This window comes from Gilliamella sp. B2838, from assembly GCF_026536185.1.
Taxonomy (GTDB): domain Bacteria; phylum Pseudomonadota; class Gammaproteobacteria; order Enterobacterales; family Orbaceae; genus Gilliamella.
In genome coordinates, this window is sequence record NZ_JAFNOO010000003.1 from 185427 (window position 1) to 206305 (window position 20879).

The 20879-nt window shown below is 32.2% G+C and carries 20 protein-coding genes, 1 tRNA gene and 1 pseudogene; 17 read left to right on the forward strand and 5 right to left on the reverse strand.

The annotated features are described in order from the left end of the window. The first annotated feature begins 95 nt into the window (after nt 1–95). Nucleotides 96–2954 (forward strand): valine--tRNA ligase, encoded by a 2859-nt coding sequence (locus tag J3U63_RS04595; protein WP_267370656.1) that lies wholly within the window; start codon nt 96–98, stop codon nt 2952–2954. A 50-nt stretch (nt 2955–3004) separates the two neighbouring features. Here J3U63_RS04595 and J3U63_RS04600 read toward each other — a convergent pair whose 3' ends face one another. Next, nucleotides 3005–3676, reverse strand: coding sequence for an OmpW/AlkL family protein (locus J3U63_RS04600; protein ID WP_267344312.1), 672 nt, complete (start codon nt 3674–3676; stop codon nt 3005–3007). Nucleotides 3677–3913: 237 nt separating this feature from the next. Between J3U63_RS04600 and J3U63_RS04605 the strand changes: the two genes are divergently transcribed. Beyond that, nucleotides 3914–3989: transfer RNA gene (locus J3U63_RS04605), tRNA-Lys, on the forward strand. A gap of 24 nt (nt 3990–4013) precedes the next feature. On the opposite strand, the pseudogene J3U63_RS13335 reads toward J3U63_RS04605, so the two are convergent. Then, nucleotides 4014–5062, reverse strand: a pseudogene (locus tag J3U63_RS13335) (tyrosine-type recombinase/integrase). 350 nt (nt 5063–5412) lie between these two features. Here J3U63_RS13335 and J3U63_RS13340 point away from each other — a divergent pair. The 13 genes from J3U63_RS13340 (at nt 5413) to J3U63_RS04675 (ending at nt 15810) form a co-directional block, all read left to right on the forward strand. Next, the gene (locus J3U63_RS13340) at nt 5413–5859 is read left to right on the forward strand and encodes a DUF4234 domain-containing protein (RefSeq protein ID WP_416381287.1); all 447 of its coding nucleotides are present in this window, start codon (nt 5413–5415) and stop codon (nt 5857–5859) included. 857 nt (nt 5860–6716) lie between these two features. Further along, the gene (locus J3U63_RS04620; RefSeq protein WP_065799162.1) at nt 6717–7058 is read left to right on the forward strand and encodes a hypothetical protein; all 342 of its coding nucleotides are present in this window, start codon (nt 6717–6719) and stop codon (nt 7056–7058) included. 643 nt (nt 7059–7701) lie between these two features. Continuing rightward, nucleotides 7702–8058: a hypothetical protein gene (locus J3U63_RS04625; RefSeq protein WP_267370666.1), complete on the forward strand. Its 357-nt coding sequence runs from the start codon at nt 7702–7704 to the stop codon at nt 8056–8058. Between the two features lie 306 nt (nt 8059–8364). Further along, the gene (locus tag J3U63_RS04630; protein ID WP_267370668.1) at nt 8365–8592 is read left to right on the forward strand and encodes a phage holin family protein; all 228 of its coding nucleotides are present in this window, start codon (nt 8365–8367) and stop codon (nt 8590–8592) included. Then, nucleotides 8576–8761: a D-Ala-D-Ala carboxypeptidase family metallohydrolase gene (locus J3U63_RS04635; protein WP_267370670.1), complete on the forward strand. Its 186-nt coding sequence runs from the start codon at nt 8576–8578 to the stop codon at nt 8759–8761. Before J3U63_RS04630 ends, J3U63_RS04635 begins: the two co-directional genes overlap by 17 nt. Further along, nucleotides 8749–9018, forward strand: coding sequence for a D-Ala-D-Ala carboxypeptidase family metallohydrolase (locus tag J3U63_RS04640; protein ID WP_267370672.1), 270 nt, complete (start codon nt 8749–8751; stop codon nt 9016–9018). The genes J3U63_RS04635 and J3U63_RS04640 overlap by 13 nt, the downstream gene beginning before the upstream one ends. A 75-nt stretch (nt 9019–9093) precedes the next feature. Further along, nucleotides 9094–9423: a hypothetical protein gene (locus tag J3U63_RS04645; RefSeq protein WP_267370674.1), complete on the forward strand. Its 330-nt coding sequence runs from the start codon at nt 9094–9096 to the stop codon at nt 9421–9423. 163 nt (nt 9424–9586) lie between these two features. Then, nucleotides 9587–9823 (forward strand): hypothetical protein, encoded by a 237-nt coding sequence (locus tag J3U63_RS04650; protein ID WP_267370675.1) that lies wholly within the window; start codon nt 9587–9589, stop codon nt 9821–9823. Between the two features lie 9 nt (nt 9824–9832). Beyond that, nucleotides 9833–11101, forward strand: a complete 1269-nt coding sequence (locus J3U63_RS04655; RefSeq protein ID WP_267370677.1) for a hypothetical protein — start codon at nt 9833–9835, stop codon at nt 11099–11101. Between the two features lie 130 nt (nt 11102–11231). Then, nucleotides 11232–11510 (forward strand): hypothetical protein, encoded by a 279-nt coding sequence (locus J3U63_RS04660; protein ID WP_267370680.1) that lies wholly within the window; start codon nt 11232–11234, stop codon nt 11508–11510. A gap of 1183 nt (nt 11511–12693) precedes the next feature. Further along, the gene (locus J3U63_RS04665) at nt 12694–12987 is read left to right on the forward strand and encodes a tail fiber assembly protein (RefSeq protein WP_416381288.1); all 294 of its coding nucleotides are present in this window, start codon (nt 12694–12696) and stop codon (nt 12985–12987) included. A 73-nt stretch (nt 12988–13060) separates the two neighbouring features. Continuing rightward, entirely contained in the window at nt 13061–13858 is a 798-nt protein-coding gene (locus J3U63_RS04670) for a hypothetical protein (RefSeq protein WP_267370685.1), read from the forward strand. A 1619-nt stretch (nt 13859–15477) separates the two neighbouring features. Continuing rightward, nucleotides 15478–15810, forward strand: coding sequence for a DMT family transporter (locus J3U63_RS04675; protein WP_065634991.1), 333 nt, complete (start codon nt 15478–15480; stop codon nt 15808–15810). Between the two features lie 359 nt (nt 15811–16169). Here J3U63_RS04675 and J3U63_RS13345 read toward each other — a convergent pair whose 3' ends face one another. Continuing rightward, complete coding sequence (locus tag J3U63_RS13345; RefSeq protein ID WP_416381294.1) at nt 16170–16466, reverse strand: hypothetical protein; 297 nt, start codon at nt 16464–16466, stop codon at nt 16170–16172. Between the two features lie 977 nt (nt 16467–17443). Continuing rightward, entirely contained in the window at nt 17444–17878 is a 435-nt protein-coding gene (locus tag J3U63_RS04685; protein WP_267370690.1) for a hypothetical protein, read from the reverse strand. A gap of 715 nt (nt 17879–18593) precedes the next feature. Here J3U63_RS04685 and J3U63_RS04690 point away from each other — a divergent pair. Continuing rightward, nucleotides 18594–19064: a YhcH/YjgK/YiaL family protein gene (locus tag J3U63_RS04690; RefSeq protein ID WP_267370692.1), complete on the forward strand. Its 471-nt coding sequence runs from the start codon at nt 18594–18596 to the stop codon at nt 19062–19064. 27 nt (nt 19065–19091) lie between these two features. Beyond that, nucleotides 19092–20030 (forward strand): sugar kinase, encoded by a 939-nt coding sequence (locus tag J3U63_RS04695; protein ID WP_267370694.1) that lies wholly within the window; start codon nt 19092–19094, stop codon nt 20028–20030. 104 nt (nt 20031–20134) lie between these two features. Here J3U63_RS04695 and J3U63_RS04700 read toward each other — a convergent pair whose 3' ends face one another. Continuing rightward, entirely contained in the window at nt 20135–20872 is a 738-nt protein-coding gene (locus J3U63_RS04700; protein ID WP_267344305.1) for a cyclase family protein, read from the reverse strand. Between the last annotated feature and the right edge of the window lie 7 nt (nt 20873–20879).

Here is a 20879-nt window from a genome sequence, read left to right on the forward strand (position 1 = left end):
CAACGACTTTATTCGTATAGCAATTTATTGTTATGTCTTTTTACTGTAGAATAATAGCCATTTTTATGCCTTGAATTAGGATTGATGCCTTTATTATGAAAAATACGACTTATAATCCACAAGAAATCGAACAACCTATCTATCAACATTGGGAAGAAAGTGGTTACTTTAAGCCTAATGGTGACAAATCTCAGCCTAGCTATTGCATTGCTATTCCACCACCAAACGTAACTGGTAGTTTGCATATGGGACATGCATTTCAACAGACCATTATGGATGCACTAATTCGCTATCACCGTATGCAAGGTAATAACACGCTTTGGCAATCAGGTACTGACCATGCAGGTATTGCTACCCAAATGGTGGTAGAACGTAAAATTGCCGCTGAAGAAAATAAAACTCGCCATGATTATGGTCGAGATGCCTTTATCGAAAAAATTTGGCAATGGAAAGCCGAATCAGGTGGTAGCATTACTAAACAGATGCGACGTTTAGGGGATTCGGTTGATTGGGATCGTGAACGTTTTACGATGGATGAAGGCCTTTCTAATGCTGTTAAAGAGGTTTTTGTAAGACTTTATCAAGAAGATTTGATTTATCGCGGTAAACGCTTAGTAAATTGGGACCCAAAATTACGCACGGCAATTTCAGATCTTGAAGTTGAAAATCGTGAAGTTAAAGGTTCAATGTGGCATTTGCGCTACCCATTAGCGGATGGTGCAAAAACGGCAGATGGTAAAGATTATCTTGTTGTCGCAACCACTCGTCCTGAAACACTATTTGGTGATACTGGGGTGGCGGTTAATCCTGAAGATCCTCGTTATAAAGATCTTATTGGTAAATTTGTTATATTACCTTTTGTCAATCGTCGTATTCCTATTGTTGGGGATGAACATGCGGATATGACAAAAGGTACGGGTTGTGTAAAAATTACGCCTGCTCATGACTTTAATGACTATGAAGTAGGGCGTCGTCATCAACTACCGATGATTAATATCTTTACCTTTGATGGTGAGATTCGTACGCAAGCAGAAGTATTTGATACTAATGGTGAGTCAAGCACCGCTTACTCAACTGATATTCCGACACAATTCCAAAATTTAGAACGCTTTGCCGCACGTAAATTAGTTGTTGCAGAGTGTGAAGTTCAAGGTATTTTAGAAAAAATTGAACCACATGATCTGACCATTCCTTACGGCGATCGTGGTGGCGTGGTCATTGAACCAATGTTAACCGATCAGTGGTATGTTCGCGCTAAAGTCTTAGCTGAACCAGCAATAGCTGCTGTAAAAAATGGCGATATTCAATTTGTACCTAAACAGTACGAAAACATGTATTTTTCATGGATGAATGACATCCAAGATTGGTGTATTTCGCGCCAATTATGGTGGGGACACCGAATTCCGGCTTGGTATGATAATCAAGGTAATGTCTATGTTGGTCGTGACGAAGCTGAAGTTCGCCGTGAAAACGGTCTATCTGCTGATATCGAGTTATCACAAGATGATGATGTACTTGATACTTGGTTCTCATCAGCGCTGTGGACATTCTCAACCTTAGGTTGGCCAGAAAAGACCGATGATTTAGCGACTTTCCATCCAACTAATGTTCTTGTAACTGGTTTTGATATTATCTTCTTCTGGGTCGCAAGAATGATTATGATGACGATGCATTTCATCAAAGATGAACATGGCAAACCTCAAGTACCTTTTAAAACAGTTTATGTAACTGGCTTGATTCGTGATGAAGAAGGGCAGAAAATGTCAAAATCTAAAGGGAATGTTATTGATCCTTTAGATATGATTGATGGAATATCACTTGCCGATTTATTAGAAAAACGTACTGGTAACATGATGCAACCACAGCTTGCTGAAAAAATTGCCAAACGTACTGAAAAACAGTTCCCTAATGGCATTGAAGCCCACGGTACCGATGCATTACGTTTTACTTTAGCGGCACTGGCGTCCACTGGTCGTGATATTAATTGGGATCTAAAACGTTTAGAAGGTTATCGTAATTTCTGTAATAAACTATGGAATGCTAGCCGTTATGTATTAATGAACACTCAAGATCACGATTGTGGATTTAAAGGTGGTGATTTAGAGTATTCATTAGCGGATAAATGGATCTTAGCGGAGTTTAATCAAACGGTGAAAACATACCGCGAAGCATTTGATACTTATCGTTTCGATTTAGCGGCTAATATCTTATATGAATTTACTTGGAATCAGTTCTGTGACTGGTATTTGGAGTTAACCAAATCAGTATTAGCTAATGGCGAGCAAGATCAACAACGAGCAGCTCGTCATACGTTAGTAACAGTCCTTGAAGCACTCTTGCGTTTGGCTCATCCAATCATTCCATTCATAACTGAAGCTATTTGGCAAAGTGTAAAACCATTAATGGCCATCAAAGCAGATACTATTATGTTACAACCAATGCCTGCCTTTGATAGCAAATTAGCTGATAATGAAGCAGTTGCTGATATCAATTGGATTAAAGATGCCGTTATCGCTGTTCGTAATATTCGTGCTGAAATGAATATTGCACCAAGCAAACCGTTACAATTATTGATCAGAAAAGCATCGCCGACTGTGCATCGCATTATTAGTGACAATGTCACATTTATTGAGTCTTTAGCAAGATTATCCGAAATTGTCTTGTTAGATGAAGGTGAGGCAGGGCCATTATCGGTAACCAAATTGGTTGATGGTGCAGAGTTACTTATTCCAATGGCTGGTTTGATCAATAAAGATGATGAGCTAGCTCGTCTTGAAAAAGAAATAGCTCGCATTGAAGGCGAAATTGCACGTATTGATAACAAGCTTTCCAATGCCAGCTTTGTTGATAAAGCACCAGCAGCTGTAGTGGCTAAAGAGAAAGAAAAACAACAAGGCTATGTGGCTGACAAAGCTAAATTACAAGAGCAGTATGAAGCAATAAAAAGTCTTTAGTTTGAAAAAAAACTCTCGTTGTTACGAGAGTTTTTTTAGACCTGATAATATTAGAATTTATAACCAACACCAATCATGGCAACCCATGGATCAAGTTTATACTTGGCCGTTACTTTGGTATCACCTAAATGAGTTTTAGCTTTAGTTTCAATATCGATATAACGTAATTGAGCATTGATAAGCCAATTTTCAGTAATGTTATAATCAGCACCAACTTGCGCAGCTAATCCCCAAGAGCTATCCAAATCTAAACCATGAAAACCTGCATTTTTAGCATCGCCACTCAGTTTTTCATCAAAGAAGAAAGTATAGTTAACGCCTAATCCCACATAAGGTTGGAACTCATAGCTACTATCAAGTGGGTAAAATACAGCACTTAATGTTGGTGGTAAATGCTTAATTTTACCAAGATGAGCACCCGCTAAACCAGTAGAGTTGCCCCCTCCAAGTTTTACACGATGACTAAATGGGGTTGCGGCGAGTAGTTCAATACCAAGATTATCAGTCACCATATACTGAAAGTTTAAACCAAGCTGTGTGTCCTTATCTGCCTTAGCCTTTAAATCACTTTTGGCTCCGCCTACTTTAACATGATCACTTGAATCTTTTGGGTGAACGTAAACAGGACCACCACGGACGATGATTTCATTTGCATGATGTGCATAAGCCATAGAACTTGCTAAACCCATTGACATGAGCATTGCAATAGAAGATATTTTCATTTTTGCCTCCTCGTTTTACTTCTAATCCATAATTTATAAATATGCAAAAAATGGAATTTTATTTAATGTTTTTCAGATTTTATGTCTAAAATTATTTTATTAGTATAACTCTTTTAATATTAAAAAAATATCATAATAAATTTGATAATTCTGCAATTTAGTTCACATTTTAAAAAAATGCCAATCATAATTTGCATTGTTTATTAAGTTTATATACAATAGCTCCAATTCTTTCGTGGGTTGTTAGCTCAGTCGGTAGAGCAGTTGACTCTTAATCAATTGGTCGCGGGTTCGATCCCCTCACAACCCACCATTAACAATTTGATTTTTAACGGTTTTAAGCGGTTTTTGATTCTCTACCGAAAAAGTCAATTGCGCTTTGTGACGTAAATGTGACATTGTTTGCAAACTCTAACACGCAGTCAACGTTTAAGTGGGCGTATTTATTTACCATTTCTAATGTTTCCCATCCGCCAAGATTTTTTAACGTATAGAGTGGGTGTACCCGCTTGAACATGCTAGCTGGCCCAAGTATTCCTCAAACCATGAAAATGAAAATCTTCAATACTTTATAATTCACATGCATCACTAAAGTCACGATGATCAATATCATAAACACGTTTTAGAGTTGATCTTGTAAAAACAAAATCGCAATTGTTTTTAAATCTCAATTTTCGTATTAATTCAATCGCATCGTGATTTAACAACAAAGCTCTCGCTTTACCCGATTTGGCATTGTCATTTGTTATAGTAGCTACACGATTAACTAGATCAACGTTATTCCATGTTAGCGTAAATATCTCATTCATTCGTGCACCTGTGGATAATGCAAAAAAACAAACATCTTTCATCCATTGCAAACGCAGGTTCTGAATTAGAAGAGCTGCCTTTTCTTTTGTTATCCATCTTACTCTAACTTTAGGCTCTTTAACTCTTGGAACAAACGGCACAGAATCGATCCAATCTAACTTATATGCTAAAGAGAACATCCGCATAATATCAGCTCGATATTTGTTTATTGTTGCGTTAGAAACTTTTTTACACGTTTTTTCAACTATAACTGGCAATGATTTTAGTATTTCCCTCTCCAGTTATAGATGATAGTTCACGACCTGCAAATTTTGATAAAAAGTATTCAGCTTGCACTTGTTTCACACTAAAACTTTCTTGTTCTTTACCTTCCTTCAAAAATAAAATAACCGCTTCTTCAATTAGTCGTTGCGGTTTTTTATTTAATTTTACAGTATCCCATAATTCAGCCTTCAACTGTTCATGGTATTCTAACGCTTGCCTTTTGTCTGTCGTGCCAGTAGATCGCCTAATTCTTCCTCCATCTGGTGTGACGATGTCAATGTGCCAGACTTCACCACGCTTTTTGATTGACATTTTTTTACCTCCTTAATTTCAGAGGTTAGCCGATTTGCATTATGATTTGCTTTGAACTTTTCTTCAAACTCTTTTTTATCAGCTAACCATTTCCCAACTTTCTTCTTTTCGGATTTAGATTGATATGAAAACCCGTATTCCAGCTTTCTCTCAAAGAGGTATGTATATAATAGTTTTGATATTTTAGACGCTTCTTTTAGTGTAATAATCTCTATAATAATTACCTACTCAATTATTTTTAGATGATATTGCGTCTTATTTAGCTTCATAATTATTATCCTTAGATAATAGTTTTAAATTAATTTTTTGGTATATAATTAGGTTTGATTACCTAAAATTAGATAAATAAAATGAGAGATATCGATTTACTTAAGCAAGAAAATAATTTAAAAACATTTACTTTCATCCTACTCTCTATTGTTACATTAGGGGTGTATGATTTGCTTTGGATATATAACACTAATAAATCAATAAATAGATTTACAGGAATGAAGGTAGTTAGTAATTTTTTCGTTGTGGTTTTATTATCTTTCACCGCCTGGTCCTGGTTATTTGCTTGTTACACTGATATCCCATATTTTCCTTTTCTGAACACAATCTTTTCGCTCATTTCTTTTATTATGACGATTGTTTGGTCAAATGCAGCAAAGAACGCATTAATTTATCATTGTATGGGAAAGTATAATTTAAAATTAAAAACCAATAATTTTTATATTGTTATATTTAATGTTCTTTATATTAATTACATAATAAACTCCTTAGATAATAGTAATCGCACACTAAATAATCAGCGTTAGAATTGAATTAAAATTAATAGAATAGGGTGGATATCAAACGAGTTATTAACAGAAGTTGGGGATAAAACCATTAAGCGGTTTTTGGTTTGTAAATTGGTTTATTACGCTTATGCCACTCAACGTGTCATTTCATGCATAACCATCTGACCACTAGAGGGTTGGTATTGTCGTTGTGATGTGCATGGAGAGTGCATATACAATTACAATTTTCGCAATGATTGGGGCGCATTAATTTCTTGTCTCTTATGTCATTATCGATCAAAATATGAGCCTGTCTTTTTTCAGGATATTTTTTATAAATTTTTGGTGACTACACTTTTTTTGCAGCTTTGCCTTGCTCTGTTTTTTGATAATCTTTTTTGCTTGTAATCGGTGAGGTAGGTTTGCTCTTTCTTTTTCATATTTAGCGTACTTATCTCTATTTTTAGAGTAGTTTTGTTTCGCATCTACTTTGCAACAATCTTTTTATTTAAAGCATTCTTTTTCCATTTTAACTTCTAGAATGGGATTTCTTTGACTTCAAAGTTCGTTGATGGTTCATTTTGCGAAGCAAAGCGATTAATTGGTTGCTGTAATTGTGGTTGTCTAGAATCATCACTGCGAGAGCCTAAAATTTGTAAAGTACTACAGATATTAACAACGACTTTAGTGGCATAACGATTTGTTCCCGATTGATCTTGCCATTTACGAATTAGTCATAATCACCTCGAAAAAAGCCCTCGTTAGGAGGGCAAATAGGATGTAGCGATGTACACGTCTTTCCGAGTTGTCAGTATTCATAAAATCACTTGTAAATAAGTTTGTGAATAATGTATTTGGTTGTATAGTGTTAGTTTATTTACACAAGAGAAATTTATATGAATATATTTAAGAGATTAGCTAAGGGAGAATTAAGCTTAGCTATAACTTTTTGGGGATTTCTTATTCTAGGTTGCGTATTACCATCAACGATTATTTCAGAAGTAATTAGCCAATATGGGATACAGTCATTAAGAGCAACAATAATTACTTTAGCCTCTGTTATTGTGATTAAATTTATAATTTCAGTTATGGTTACATCAGGTATTTTTTTCATTTTACGAAATAAAAAAATTACTTTTTGGGCTGTTATAGCATTTATTATTTCAATTTTAAATTTTATTGATTCAATTTTTGGGCTTTTGACAATTATTTATATAGTTAGTTATATATTTCTGTAACTCTAAAAAGCTAATACTGTATCAAACTATATAACTCTCATTGAAAGGTATTTAGTTTGATTGTTTACCGCTACAGTCTGGACGCGTTTTACTTATAAAAAATTAAGTGAGGCAGAATGTGAAAAAATGGTAGATGGTCAACTTATTGAATTTAAGAGAAAGCCTCAATTAAGAAGCTTTTTTGTTTTCAAGATAAAACTTAACAGCATCAATAATAAGTTGAGACTGTGGAATATTTAAGTCTGTACTCACTTGTTCAATTAATGCTATATCGTCAACATGGAGTTTGAAGCCTTTAACTTTAACTCATCGCTTCATATCGCTTTTTGCTTGAATTTCCGTTATTGATTTAGCCATAAATTACCTTGATTAATTAATTACCAATTGTTATATTTAAGGTCATTGGCGGGGCTTTCCCCCAACATTGATACTACTCAAAAAGCCGGAAAACTTAAAGGTAGTAGAAGAAAAATGATTAAATATTTCATTTTCTTCTCCTTAAGCCCTTATAGAAAGCTGAGGGGGGCTTTATCAAGTTCGTTGCTTGATGTTTGTTGTTATAGGTTAACCTATATTAAAGATCAACAATAATTATCTAAAAATATTAAATTTTTATTTAATTTATTACTGAAATTTTCGCATAATGAAAAAAGTAATCGTATTCTTTTTAATTATTTTTTGGTCAATAATTGCCGATGCCCGGATAAGAGGATATGTACCACATTATCACGGCTCATCAAAAAAAGGGCATCTTAATCCGACAGCTGAGAGGGTGTTTGATTTTGTTTTTTGGTTATTAGCTGCGTTTTTTGTTTTTTTTATTTTTATTAATATTATTGTTACTATAGATGAGTATAAAAAATTGAAAGCGGAACAAGAAAAAAAGAATAAAAAAGAAGTTCCTTTACTTGAAAATGAAAAATCTGCAAATAATGAAAATAAAAAAATTGAAGCATATAAACTAAAAAAATTCAGAAAGAAACGCAAAAATAAGAATTAATTTAAACCGACTGTAAATAGTCGGTTTTTTTATGCCTTTTTGCAATCAGCATTAACACACATCGCAACACTATATTTTCGCTGATTGTATTTTTTATTATCAACATTGAGTATTCACTCATCACCGAATCGGTAGCAATGCTAGACACACACGCGAGCGTTTACTCATAAGCTAGTACGTTACCTCTCATTTAATAAGAAGATCAAGCATATGCCAATAAAAGATCCAAACAACGTCAATTGGATCGTTGTTGTTTATTTATTTATAGTTACTTTACTTGGATCATTAGCTAGTTATTGTTATTAAGTGCTTAATGGCAACAAGTTCAAGGTTTGGATATTATTTGCGCAAATATTCATATCGATATTCGCAGGCACTCTTGTGGTGTTGGCTGCAAGTTATTTCGACTGGGATTTTGAATTAGCTGGAGCGATTGCTGGTTTTGTCGGTTGGTCTGGTGCTGCGCTCATAAAAGTACTTGAAGAGCAATTACTCAAGAAAGCTAAAGGACATTGTGATGACAAAACTCACTGAACACTTCACATTAGAAGAATTTACAAAATCAACAGTTGCAAGCAAATTAAAAATAGACAATAGCGTTCCTACAGAGCTAATGCTTAATATTAAATTAACACCTGCAAAGTTGGAATTAGTCAGGCAAGCTTTAGGAAAGCCCATTATTATCACTTCTTGTTATCGTTGACCTCGCTAAATGTGCGTGTTGGTGGAGTCGTAACCAGTGCCCACACGCAAGGATTAGCCGTCGATTTCAATTCATCATTTAGAACGCCTAAGCAAATCTGTCAACGTTTAATCGATGCGAATGTCCAGTTCGATAAATTAATTCAAGAGCACAATCAATGGGTACATATAGGATTTAGTCCTAACAATAGCCGTCAAATAGTACTAACAGCGGTTAAAAATGGCGGTAAAACGGTTTATTTGAGCGGGTTAAAGTAATATGTTTAACACTACTTGGGATTATGTGCTTTAAATTATTATTATTATGATTATATGTGCATGTGAGGAGAGCTGATGGATAAATTAAAGCTCATTTATAAGTTATTGCCAATACCGTTGGTTATTATTACCGTCTTTGCTATCTACTCCGCTTTCACCTGTTGGCAAGATAAAAAAACAGCTCAAAAAGAATCGCAAACATTATCTGATAAAATATCCCAATTAGAGCAAACTATCGACAAAAACAATCAAATCATAGCACAACGAGAGAAAGAGAAAACTCAAAGTGTTGTATCAATCAAACAACTTCATGAGCAGTTAAAAGATGTGCTTAAAAATAATCGATGTGCTAATGAGGATATGCCTAGCAATATTTCTGACTGGATGCGGAATGGTAAAAACTAAATACGTTTATAAATGCAATATCCCTGTATCGCTGACACAGCCAAACAATGAGCTTCATATTGATAAAAAAATTACGTGGATCAATGTCCTGTTTTGTATACTGAATTGTTAAATGAACTAAGGAAATGCAATATAGATAAAAGAGCAATAAGGGAGATAAGCAATGCAAATAAATAAATCTGAAATCCAAAATAACATCATATTGTTTCTTTTAAGAAAGAATAATTTACAGGTTAACATTTCTGATATTTCGGATATACTCGGGATTAGTTATTTTGCCGTAAAGAATGAAATAATTTATTCTGAAAACTTTCCTAGACCAATTATAGATGGAAACCTTCCTTTAGCAAAAAAGTGGCTTCTATATGACATTTTGGTATGGGTATTAAATGAAAAATAAGAGACCGAAATGTTTATATATGCTTTCAATTTAAAAACTAATATTACTAAACTAAAAACTAAAGTGTTAGAGATTGATGAAAAAAACATTATAGTATGTGAAGCACTTGATGAATTATATGGATTAGTTGAAAGATTAAATCAATTAAACACTGATGACCTGAGAAAACAAGAAGTTTTACTCGCACAAGGGTTTGCAAATAGGTTTATCACAAAACAAAATAAAAATAAGTTAAGTAGCGAAGAACTTATTAATAATAGTTTATTAAAAAATATTTTGATGGCGACTTATATCATTAAAGTTGCGTATCAAAATATGATAGAACCAGGATATAGAACGGAAGCCGAATTAGCAATTCTCTCAGAAAATATTAGTAACTTAAAAGAGCAAAAAATAGAATATGAAGATCTGTTAGAAAAAGCAGGGAAGTTATCCAAATTAGAAAGTAGTATTGATGATGCTGAGCAAACTTTACAGGGAATAACAGAAATAAGAACTGAGGTGTTGAATTACAAAGATATAATTTCTTCTAAAGCAGAAAACGCAGAGCTAACACTGGAAAAAATAACTAAAAACCATGAATTATCATCAAGGTATGTTGTTGAAATCGATGAGAATAATAAGCAAATCACTTACCAAATCAAACAACTTGAAGAAAATGAAAAATCTTACCAATCAGCTTTTACTGATTTAGAACAATTTATCGTGGACACTAAAAAAGAATTTAATAAACAAAAAGATGAAATACAAGAAATTATTGATGACGCTAATAGGGCTAGCATGGCAGGTTCCTTTCTAAAGCGAAAAAATGAAATAACAAATTCAATACGTCTTTTCGATATCTGCACTGTTGTATTTTTGTTATCGATTGTAGTTATTCTTTGGATTATATTTTTTAATAGTTATAATCAGGATGTATTCTCACTAACCCTATTTTTTTCAAAAATACCAATAACTTTACCATTATTTTGGTTGGCTTGGTTAGCAAGCAGGAAAAGTGCATATTTAACTAGAATAAGAGAAGATTATGCTTATAAATACTCTTCAGCAATGGCTTTTGAAGGTTATAAGAAACAAGTGCAAGAAATATCCCCTGAATTACAAGAAAGATTACTCGAAATTGCTGTGAAAAATTTAGGTGATAATCCGATAAGATTATATAAAGATAAAATAAAACATACCCCAATTGATTTGGATGCATTCTTTGATTTAATAAAATCTTTACCGGCAGAAAAAATAGAAGAATTATCGAAATTAATATCTAGCGTGAAAAAATAATTTTAAAAATGTATAGATTTGGTAGCAAAAAAATTATAGGAAACATAAAAGAAGCTACAATTGTTACAGATACCATTTATGGTATTAAAAAAACATCTTCAATTAAATTAAAAATATTAAAGGAGAAAAAATGAAAAAAGAAGTGTTAAAAAAATATTTTATGGATAATTTCGATTTTTTTAAATCTGTATTTTTAGGGTTCGTTTGCTTCTCAACGACTTTTTGGGCGTTGAAAGAGCTAATAAGTAAGAATATTTTAGTGTATATTTTTGGTTGTGGTATTTTATTCTTTTTTTCTATATTGTTTAATTTTAAAAAAGAACATATTTTTGTAGAACTAAACATTTCCAAGTTTATTTCTATAATTCTTCTAGCCATTGCTTGTATCTGCGTAACAGTTTCAAATTAGTGACAACTAAATATTAACTTTTAAACATAAACTATAAAAATTTACATGGTTTTAAACTTAAAAACTGCATATTTAATCAGTTGCACTTAAATAATGACCCTAACTTTAAGTTATAGTGAGTATTTTCCATGAGTAGTTTGAAATCCACTAATATTTTATTCCATAAAAGATAAATATTCAGAATGTGATACCAATCACTGCTCCTTTTGTAATAATCCTGACGTCAAATATCACATACATAGTGATTCAGTTTCCCATACAATAATTGTAGAAATCATTAGAGCATTGATTTTGATGACGTAGAGGGGCTAGAAAGAATATTTTAAGATGGAGCAATTAGTCTTCTATTTTAATTTGTAACAATGCTAACGCATTTAAACCGATTAACTGCTTTTTTTATATTTAAAGATTATTAAAAAATCTTCAATTAGTGCAAAATGCACTTTTACCTTACCTACAGTCAACGCATTCACATGGCAATTAATCAACAACAAGAGATTACTAAGGAATGAGTGTTCTATGGTGCCAGATGGTTGTCATGGTTACCTCTCTTAACTGGACTGCGTGGTTAAAACTCATTTCCAATGGAGAAAATCATGGATATTATTAAATTCGATACAAGGTAATCAGGTAATGACTATATCGTTAAAGGTTGCTAAGTATTTTGGCAAACGACATTCAGATCTTCTTAGAACAATAAGAAGATTAGTGTGTTCATGTGAATTTACAGAGCACAATTTGTGTTTTTTAGTTAAATCAATATATTAAAAAACAATAAACTTCAACAATTTTATAAAGTGACTAAAGACGTGTTCATATTTTGGGAATAAAAGAGTTTATATTATTGATATCATATCAAAATGGCGATAGCTGGTATCGCGTTTATTCGGATGGGTTTATTGAACACTCTAGCACCATCAAAGTGACAACTGATCAAACTAATACAATTTGCGGCATACAGGTCAACTTGATTAAACCAATGAGGACTAGAAATTATGGGGTTACATTAGATAACGTTTATTGGTGTGAACGGGGGGACAAATCGACTTCGCTTATGCTGAATTATTTGGAAGCTCATTTTGGCTCGCATCATTTTGTTCTTACACATGTCAATCATAGGTAAGATGGACTTTAATAACTTATTAACATGACATATACGAACGAAGAATACGCAGAAATAGCTATGAAAGCTAATAAAGAAGGCAAGGTATTAAAAAAGGTGAAAGGAAAACTAAAGCTAATCGAAGATAAATCTATTGTTTTAACTGATAAACAAATTGTCTCGCAAAATCAAGTTATGAAAAATTCACTAATAAATGAAGACAATGAAAAAATAGTGGTACTTCAGGATATTATTGATTTAGATATGCAAGAATCTAATCAAGAGAAACAACAAAAACAATGGAGAAAATATAGAATTTTATTAACTCGTGTTGATACATCAGATGTTAATGCGCTATTTCCAGATAAACCATAGCGTAAAATTTATCTTCATAAGATTTTTATTTTGTGTAATGATGAGTCATTATTAATCGTAATAAAGAAAAATAATGAGTAAATTATTACCGTCAATGAATAAAAATGACAATATCTTAAGCCCTAACATATTGCTTTTAAACGTATACAAAGACGAAATAACAGATGAAACCCCGTCGTTTATTATTCTTCTCGAAAAAAAAGAAGTTAAAACATTAGATAATTTTACATTAGATACATTAACAATTTCTTATCGTGTATTGAATATGAACGGTAGTGGATGGTTTGGAGCTAGTTACAACAAACGAACAGATCGGGTTTCTATTACTTCTGAATCCACGTATGCGGGAGCTATATTCTTAGATCCAGATAAAATACGAGGATATAGAATAGGAACATATATTATGAACCAGATAATATCATGGGCTAAACACAACTATTCTAGTGCAAAACTTGAAACTATATTTCTTTATCAAGTTCAAGCAACACCAGAAAACAAAGAACGTAGAAATCGTTTTTATGAGCAATTTGGAATTAAATTCAATTATAATAATGATAAAAAAGAAGAAGGCAAATCTTGCAATAATATTTTCATAAATCAACTTAACACAGTAGAAACATGGAAGAAAAATATTAGAGAAGAAATGATAATTGATTTTCTTGCTGATTCCATCAAAACAATTAATTTTAAAAAAAACGAAATTAGTCAATTGGTTAATGGCAACAAAATTTTGTTAAACGAGATTGATTCTTATATAAAAGAAAGCATATTCCAGTTTTTTCTACGCAAGATTAAATCTAATTTAAAAACAATAATTGAAATAGTAATAGTTTTGTTTGTTATCCTTATAATCTTAAAAAACTTTATCTAATTTATTCTATCAATCTGTAACTTCACATACTTAACCGCGTCTTGTTACGATTCAAAAATCCCAACTCTGTATAATCTTTTGTTCTGATAAAAACACCACCAGTCATTGTAAATGTCGAGAGATGGGAAAATCAGCTAGGAATCATTGTCGCAATCGTAAATTGAATCGGTGTCTGGATCAGTTAGTATGTAAATTGTTTTTGTGTAGTTTATTGTGATCATGTTAGGAAAGGTTAGTTAGTTTTATTCATCATAAACTAATATTTTTTAGAAGTGGGAATTGAGGTAAAAAGCTGGGAAGTGGATCGAAATGTTTATTTTTATATACATGCCTAATAATTTGATTAAAATATACTCACTAATACCTTTTAAAGAAGAATTTTGTGTCTATTTTTAAAAATTACTTTTCCAAGAAAACTAATGAACTACATGAAAAAAATGGTTTTTATTATGAAAAGGATTACGATAAGGTTATATTTTCCGAACCTAGGGAAATAACAGCTTCATTTTCTGAGAAAAAAAATTATATCGCATTGACGATTTCTATTTTTTCCAAAATGATATTCGCGTTAGCTATTTTGAGGATATACTAATTGATGAAGAAAGGACTATTATAACTTTAAATCACTTTGCAGTTGATACTGATTATTTATTTAAACTAAACAAGCGGGACGGAGGTGTTCTTTCTTTAAATGAATTTGCTAAAGAAATAAAAAAACAACTTCCATCTGTAAATCAAATACGGTTTAATTTGTTCAAAAATGGTACATCTAACAAAATTTGCAATTTTTGTTTATCAAAGAAAAGATGTGACCTATTCCGTAGAATTGGTGCAATTGATATTGAACTGAAAAACGAAGGTCGATGGGGTGATGGTTCCTTTCATTACTTTGCTGTGGCTACATGGCCGAAAAGTAGGTGGTAATAATTTTTTAAATTAACAACAAATATATTTCATAGTAAATTTTTATATTTTTCATCTTAATTGATGCCGTTTGAAGTGAAAAGTTGGTAAATTATTAATCGGCTTTATCATTGTTAGCATAATTTTTTCATTATTAAGTTTTTTGTGTTTGCTTAGTAGCTGAACCTTTTTTGAGATAATGCTGTAAGATGATAGTATTGAATGCTAATTGAAGTACAGGTATTTAATTGAACTATTTGTTCTATGTATGAGATTAAATAGACTACCGAAATCTTTTAGTTAGATGTCTGTAATTTAAAAAAATAATGAGCAATTGTCGTGCTGATATAACATATTAATTGGTTTAGCGTAATTTATAAAAAGTACTGAATCAACTGTATAAATCAATGAAAATTGATAATTACATTAAGCTACTCATCACTCGAAAAGTAATATACTAAAATGTAATCCGCTTTCTTTTAACTTTTTACTTTATTATTGAGGAGTGATATATTACATCAAGGTGTTGGGTGGATGATAAACATTGTATGTTTAATCGGTATTTTTTAAATAGCTCTTTTCTGATCCCCTTATACCACAGCATTTATTCTATTTTTTCCTGAATTGTGTGATTATTGAGTTTTTATTGATCATTTTTACACTAAGATTTGTGGTGAGTCTTCATTTTTTATTTCAACCAACTTATGAGTCATAATATGAATTCATATCTATTACTTTTTATTGCGATTATTTGTGAAGTGATTGCAACTTCTTCGTTAAAACTTTCTAACGGCTTTACGCATTTGTTGTATTCAATAATTACCATTATTGGTTATAGTGCGTCGTTTTATGTTCTTTCATTGGCCTTAAAAACTATTCCTGTCGGTATTGCTTATGCAATTTGGTCTGGAATTGGGATTGTGTTTATTAGTTTAATTGCCTGGATATTTATGAAACAAACATTAGATCTTGCCGCTTTAATTGGTATGGGATTTATTATGTTTGGTGTGGTCATTATTAATCTTTTTTCAAAAGTTGCAGCGCATTGATGGAAAAAAGTTGCTGGTTGACCACTGAGTCACCAGCAAAAATTCATTGATTAAATAGGGATAAAACGATGAAATAAGATTCGATGACAAGTTTTATTCTGGTTTAATGAGATCTTTGATAAACATCACGTGATATTCTATTTTGTTACCTTTGCTAAAAACACTGATTTTTCATTCTGAAAATAGTTATTTCAATGATTTTATACTTAACCGTCTTGTATCTAAATGGCTATTTAGTTGCAAGTTGTCATGATTCATAGCGTTAAGTGCCTTTTTAGATAAATTATCTTTGCCAATTCTTTTTCTTCTTTAAACGTTCTCGGGTTAAGCTAGCAAAGGCATAATGATTTTACCTAATTTCATTTTTTAGGCTGCATGTTTTGGGCGATGAACTGCTTTAATCGTCTGATTTCGTTAATTAACTTAGGTATATCTTGTCTTGCATGGGCGATAAAGTCTTGATCGTTATTTGTTGCACCAATTAGTTCAATATCCTCACCACGCTCGTGTTCATTCCCCGTCATAATAAAATTGCTACCACTGCTATGATCACGACCTTCCACGTACGATTGCCATGGACCAGGTGCTGCACTATCACATCGGTTTTGAATTAGGTTTAATTCATCGTCCGATAGGCGGTTAGATTGATTGATTATCTGTTTGGTAAAATCATTATAAATTTGAACAAATTCAGTTTTATTACTCGTTTTACAGCGATTCATTAACCGATTGGTTAAATCTGGAAAATCTAAAATAGCCAATAGCTGCACCATTTTGCGGTAGATAATTTGATCATGATCATCAATATAATCATTTAATAGATTGATTATTTGCTGATTAATATAGGGATTGCTTTTCAGCTTTATTAAAATGTCTTGTGCAAGAATACAGTTATCATTCTTATTATCTAATGCGATAGCAATAATGCTTGGTAGTAAATGGCTTAGCTGCTCATCCTTTAATTTACCCTCACCGATTAATCTTAATGCGACAACTTGTTGCGATGATAAATTCAGGGCGATTTGAAGCTGCATTAAAAAATCTGGACATTGCCAAAAATTATTATTTGCGGTTAACAGATCTTGTTCTGCCTGATTTAATGCAAACCACTCTTTAGCGTTAATAAAATATGTTTGTTGTAATTCTCTTATTTTTTGGGTTAAAGCAAAGCAATTATCTAAAGGTTGATTTGTTGCCGCCCAATAATGAATTAGCTGCCAATGTTGTTGATAATGGCTATAGAGTACCTTCAATAATTGATAAATTATAGGATTGTTTTGGTTAGGATTTTCAGATAATAAATCATTGCATATGTTAAGACACAAATTCATGAGTATCTGTTTTTGTACCGTTGAGTAATTATTATTAAGATAAGCGTATAAATATTTAGCTAACCACTCAGATGTCCGATATTTAATAGGGACTTCATATTTCCAGTCTTGACTAAAGGTATCAATAAAGGGTAAATCTAAGTCTTGGCATAATTTAGAGAATTCACTCATTTTTTATTCTTTTATAGAATGATTGTTATTTCATTATAATCAATTGTTTTACAATTGAAATACCATATATCCTGTTCATTTTATTGATAGATAATTGAGCACCTTTAGCTCAAATAAAGCTAATTTGTAATTTATTTTATTAATTTAAGATTGACCGGATTAGCCAATTCGATAATCAGTTGAAAATTGGCGCTTGATTCAACCATAATTGATTGGTTGGTTAATGGTAATACTTTGATAAAAGGATTCGATTTTTCAAAATATATCACCCAAATTAAATCCTGATTAGCCGATAGATAGGCAATAAAACCTTCTGAACCATAACTTCCTTCTCCTATAATGCATTGATCACCATTAGCAAGGAAGATTTTATCGAAAATATCAATATTGGTTAAATTATCGGCGTCGTTATTTAAAATAACATTAAGGTCAAATTGTTCACCTATCTGAATTGATAATTGCGGAAAAAATACCGCATTGAGCGCAATAGATTGACCACTGGCAAAATAAATACCGTCTTTAATTGGCAATTGTTGCTTGTGCCATAATTCCACTATTTTAGTCATAAAATCATCCTTTTCTATCTATCTAGCAGCTTGGCTTAGAGCGAGTTCAAAGACAAAATTGATAAGCTCTCGCCCATTTGTAGCGATTTTTAAGCAAGCCTATTTTTACTTAGTAAATATTATTGACCTTGATTCTCAAATGTTAAATAACCGCAACATACAAAGCGCTATAAAATATCTTCATTATCTATAATCATAAAAGATTAATGATATAAAGTGTTGGCAGATTATTGCAAATATTGATGACGATAGCTTTTAAGTAGAAGCTAAATCAAGTACTTGCGTATCAATGTGATAAATACTCAATCGAGTTAAAATTTGATTATCGCTATCCAGATAACCAATAGATAAAATATCGGTAATCTTTCGCACTAAATATTTTATTATATCGATCGCTAACAGCATTAAGTCCAGTTTTGATTAATTGTCTGAATTAGATAAATGATATTATTTTAGACTTGAATTTTAATCATCATAACGAGTTATTTTTGGAAATGATAATTTCATTCACTTTCCTTGTGTAATTACCGAAAAATATATCAAGTTATTAAAAACATAAAAGAGAGTAAAAAAGTTATTCATAATACCCCTACAAAAATAGGTGACTTAAGTATATACTCATAAAAATTTAAGTCGCTATTCTATCCGATGCCATTATTCCACATAATGAAAGTATCAGGTATTGTGCCAATTTCTCAGTTAAGGATCATTGAGTATGATTTTAGGTAATATTAATCATTTAGGGTTAGTCCCTTATTTGCCCGCCAAAATAAAACAATCCATTGAATATGTAAAAGACAATGTTAATAGCAATACCCCTGTTGGTCGTTATGATATTGACGGTGATAATATGTTTTTTATGGTGTCTGATAATTCATCAAGATATATTCATGAAGCAAAGCCTGAATACCATAAAAAATATATTGATGTGCAAATTGTTTTAGCGGGTCAAGAAGGGATGGCTATTTCTACTTTACCTCCTTATACTCAAATTTTAGATGATAAAATCGCTGAAAATGATATTGCTTTTATCGAGACGCCAAAAGAAGAAACCATGTTAATATTACAACCGAACGATTTTATTGTTTTTTTACCTAATGAAGTGCATAAACCGCTTTGTGCTGTCGATAATAAGATTGCATCGGTTCGAAAAGTTGTGGTAAAAATCGCATTGGATTATTTATAAATAGAAGTAAGGATTTTAGGTAGCACTATGACAACAAAAATCGCTGTTATTGGCGAATGTATGATTGAACTTTCGATAAAACAAGATTCAACAACCCGCAGCTTTGGAGGCGATACACTTAATACGTCGGTTTATTTATCTCGTTTATTAAAAAATAAAGATTTTTCGATTCACTATGTGACTGGATTAGGAACTGATCCTTTCAGTCAAGAAATGCTTGATAGCTGGCAAAAAGAGCAGATCCAAACCGATCTTGTGCAAAAAATGTCTGACAAAATGCCTGGGCTTTATTCGATTGTGACCGATGAACATGGCGAACGCTCATTTTATTATTGGCGTAATGATGCAGCGGCTAAGTTTTGGTTAAAGACGACTCAAACTGAAAGTATCACCCAGCAAATAGCTCACTATGAATATGTTTATTTGAGTGGCATTAGTATCGCCATATTAGATGCTGAAAGTATTTTGAAATTATTGGATTTATTAAAACGCGTTAAAGCCAATGGTGGTAAAGTGATTTTTGATAATAACTTCCGTCCGCGCTTATGGCGTAGTCTTGATTTAGCGCGTAGCGTATATGCCGATATTCTATCTTACACCGATATTGCATTTTTAACGCTAGATGACGAAGATCTATTATGGGACAAACTACCATATGAACAAGTCATTGACCGTACTAAAAACTTTGGTGTGACAGAAATTGTGATTAAACGTGGTAGCGATAGTTGTATTATCGAATCAGCCGAAGGACGTTTTGATGTACCTGCTAATAAAATAGCCAAAGAAAAAGTGATTGATACGACAGCTGCAGGCGACTCATTTAGTGCCGGTTACCTGGGTGCACGTTTAAGTGGGCAAAATCCTGCGCAATCAGCATTGCAAGGGCACCTTGTTGCCGGCACTGTTATTCAGTATCGTGGGGCTATTATTCCTTTGGATGCTACGCCGACATTAATTGAAAATTAGCCAATAAAACGGTCAATAATGACCGTTTTTTATACCACAATAACGTAAATTAATATATTAGTTATAAAATATTAAATGCTAATTTTTAGGGTTAAATAAATAGATTAGGGCAATATTGCAAAAGAACGTACCGGAAAACCTGAGGCATTATTGGGTTTGGCTACGATATTAAAAATAACTGCTCCTTTGGTTGGCAATTGATCTAAATTGGTCATTAACTCAACTTGATAAGTATCTTGCTCTAAAACATAGTATTCACCCTTTAACGCATTATTTTCTCGAAATGCTTTCGCAGAGTCAGTATCAAACGTTTCGTGACCAATAGCTTTAATTTTACGCTCTTCAAATAAAAATTTTAATGCATCAATTCCCCAGCCTGGAATTTGATTGTTTCCTTCTATATCTTTATTTTCCATTGCTGATTGTGAAGGCCATTTCTTACTCCAGTCTGTTCGCAGTGCGACAAAACTACCCGCTTCAATTTGTCCGTGTTGTTTTTCAAAAGCTAAAACATCATCTTTAGAAAAAGAAAAGTTGGGATCTTGTTCTGCGCGTTTAGATTGATCGATTACGATTAATGGTAATACTAATTCTTGTAATTCAAGTTCATGCAAATACCGAGTATTAGGAACAAAATGAATTGGTGCATCTAAGTGGGTACCATATTGACCAGCGAAACTAAAATTCTGTGCTAAAAAGCCGTCGCTATGATCGAATAGCGTTTTTATTTCAGCAGGTTTAAACATAAAAAAATGGGGAGAATTGTGATCGAATGCATGAGTTAAATCTACCCATTTTTTCGATTTTAATAAATTTAATGCTTGCAAGACTTCGTTATTCAAAATAGCT